This window comes from Pseudomonas sp. NPDC087598, from assembly GCF_044743525.1.
Classification (GTDB): domain Bacteria; phylum Pseudomonadota; class Gammaproteobacteria; order Pseudomonadales; family Pseudomonadaceae; genus Aquipseudomonas.
This window is the reverse complement of sequence record NZ_JBIUWQ010000137.1, coordinates 1-2,870: the sequence shown is the minus strand read 5'-3', so window position 1 is coordinate 2,870 and position 2,870 is coordinate 1. Positions and strand designations below refer to the sequence as shown.

At 60.3% G+C, this 2,870-nt stretch carries 2 protein-coding genes; both read left to right on the top strand.

The annotated features are described in order from the left end of the window. Positions 1-205: 205 nt before the first annotated feature. Positions 206-1,279: a diguanylate cyclase gene (locus tag ACIOWE_RS30025; RefSeq protein WP_401398580.1), complete on the top strand. Its 1,074-nt coding sequence runs from the start codon at positions 206-208 to the stop codon at positions 1,277-1,279. Positions 1,280-1,492: 213 nt separating this feature from the next. Next, positions 1,493-2,728 (top strand): M20/M25/M40 family metallo-hydrolase, encoded by a 1,236-nt coding sequence (locus ACIOWE_RS30020; protein WP_401398578.1) that lies wholly within the window; start codon positions 1,493-1,495, stop codon positions 2,726-2,728. Positions 2,729-2,870 lie beyond the last annotated feature (142 nt).

Here is a 2,870-nt window from a genome sequence, read left to right as displayed (position 1 = left end):
AAGCTGCTGCATTTCGTTTACGCCGTTCTCAAATCGGGCCAACCATTTGACCCGAAATTTGCACTTGCCCGATGAGGGGCAAGACGGTATCTACAGGAGTTCTGTTGAGGCCGCTGGCCGGCGATGGCTATTTAACGTTGCCCTGTTAGACTCCCAGCACATCCGTCCTGCGGTGTGCACGTTCCGTCAAGTGGTCGAGGCCCTTATGGGAAACACAGGAGGAAAGGGACTTTCATTGGCCAGGAGGCTTTATACATCGCGAACCCTCGGGCTGGTGCTTGGGCTGCTTTGTGTGTCCGTGGCGATGTACCCGCTCGATCCGCCGCTGTGGGTCTGGGCGCTGATGCTGTTCAATGGCCTGGTCTGGCCGCATCTGGCCTATCAATGGGCGCGCCGCGCTCGCGTTCCTTATCACGCCGAACACCGCAATCTGTTGATCGACGCCTTCCTCGGTGGTTTCTGGGTCGCCGCCATGCATTTCAATCCGCTGCCCAGTGCCACAACCATTTCGATGATGGCGATGAACAATGTCGCCATCGGCGGTCTGCGCTTTCTGCTGGCGGGTTCGGCGGCGCAACTGCTCGGCGTCGGCGTCGGGCTGGTGGTGTTTGCCCCGGCGTTCGTTCCGCAGACCTCGCCTTCGCAACTGTACGCCTGCTTGCCACTGCTGATGCTGTATCCGCTGGCGCTCGGCTGGATCTGCTTTCGACAGGCCTACACGCTGGGCCTGCATAAACGGGAATTGCTGGCGCTGAGCCGCACCGACAGCCTTACCGGTTTGCTCAATCACGGCGCCTGGAAGGATCAACTGGAAATCGCCTACCAGCGCTGCAAACGGCAAAATCAGGGCGCGGCCATTGCGTTGATAGACATCGACCATTTCAAGGCGATCAACGACACCTACGGGCATGTCGCCGGCGACATCGTGTTGCGGCAATTGAGCAAGATGCTCAAGCAAAACCTGCGCGCCACTGACGTTGGCGGTCGCTATGGCGGCGATGAGTTCTGCGTGATCCTTCCGGATTTGCCGCTGTTTCATGCAGCGCAGGCGATGGAAGCGCTGCGTGAGCGTTTTTCAACGCTGGGTTACGAGCAGAACCCGGCGTTGAAGGTCAGTCTGAGCATTGGCCTGGCGGCATACGATCCGGCCCATGCCGATGCGACGCGCTGGCTCAATGATGCGGATCAGGCGTTGTATGAAGCCAAGGCGAGCGGCAGAAACCGGGTGATCTGCAATTGCGACAACTTGCCCAAACAGCCACTGCTCGACTCCGTCTGACCCGCATCACCACAATCCCCTTGTGGGAGCGAGCCTGCTCGCGAAAGTGGTGGGCCGGCCACATTGAAATCGCCTGACACGACGCCTTCGCGAGCAGGCTCGCTCCCACAGTTTTGTTCGGTGTCGGTCTTGGAGATGTCGCTATCGGTATAGAGCCTTGCGTCGATGTCAGGTACGGTTCAGATCCCCCCGACGCGAAACAAGGATCGATTCATGACGTTCTCATTTCCCCGCTCCCTGCTGGCCGCCAGCCTCGGCCTGTCTCTCGCCATCAGCGCCGCCAGCGCCTTCGCCGAACCGCATAAACAAGTGCTCGCCGACGCCGAGCAATACCAGCCCGAAGCCCTCAAACTGCTGGAGCGGCTGGTCAACATCGACTCAGGCTCGGGCTATGAGCCAGGCCTCAAGCAAGTCAGCGAGATCGCCATCGATGAGCTGAAAAAACTCGGCGCGACGATTGAGTTGTTGCCCAACACCCCGGAAAAAACCAACCACGTCCTGGCCACGTTCAAAGGCACCGGCAAGGCGAAAATCCTTCTGATGGCGCACATGGACACGGTGTTCAAGGAGGGTTCGGCGGCCGAGCGACCGTTCCACATCAAGGACGGTCGCGCCTACGGGCCGGGGGTGATGGACGACAAGGGCGGCATCGTCGCCGGGATCTACGCGCTGAAAGTCCTGAAAAACCTCGATTTCAAGGACTACGCGCAAATCACCTTCCTGCTCGATGCCAGCGAAGAAACCGGCTCGGACGTCGCCACCGACCTGATCAAGAAAACCGCCAAACAGCATGACGTGACCCTCAATCTTGAGCCGGGGCGGCCCGCCGATGGTTTGGTGGTATGGCGAAAGGGCAGCGCGACGGCGCTGGTCGAGATCAAGGGCAAAGCGGCACATGCCGGGGTGGCCCCGGAGCTGGGGCGCAATGCGGCGATGGAGGCGGCGCACCAGATTCTGCAGTTGGGCAAGCTCGGTGATGAGGCGAAGAAAACCACCATCAACTTCACTGTGCTCAAGGCCGGCGATCGCACCAACGTGATTCCGGACCAGGCCACGGCCAAGGCTGACGTACGCGCGGCGGTGCCGGAGGAGTTTGACCGGATCGAGAAGGATCTGGCGCGGGTGTCCCAAGACAAGCTGATTCCCGACACTGAAGTGAAGACCTCTTTGCAGCGCGGATTGCCGCCGATGCCGCAGACGGCGGAATCGGATCGTCTGATGGCCATGGCCCAGGGGATTTACGGCGAGATCGGCCGCAAACTGACCGAGGAGGGCAGTGGTGGTGCGGCGGATGCCAGTTTGTCGGCCGGAGTGGGCACACCGACGCTGGATGGGTTCGGGATCGTCGGCGGCAATATTCACACGCCGGAGGAATACGCCGAAGTGGCGAGCGTGGCGCCGCGGATTTATCTGTTGTCGCGGATGATCATGGAGTTGGCCAAGCCGTAGTGAGGGGGTTGTGGTGTGACGGATTCGGGTGGGTGTCAGGTGTATTTGCCCCTCACCCTAGCCCTCTCCCTGTATGTACCGGAGACATGGTGGACACATGTTCGGAGACATGGTGGACGGTTTTAGATCTTCTTACCTGCCG

Coding starts and splice junctions, on each gene's coding strand:
- ACIOWE_RS30020 (WP_401398578.1), top strand. CDS start 1,493: ATGACGTTCTCATTTCCCCGCTCCCTGCTGGCCGCCAGCCTCGGCCTG.
- ACIOWE_RS30025 (WP_401398580.1), top strand. CDS start 206: ATGGGAAACACAGGAGGAAAGGGACTTTCATTGGCCAGGAGGCTTTAT.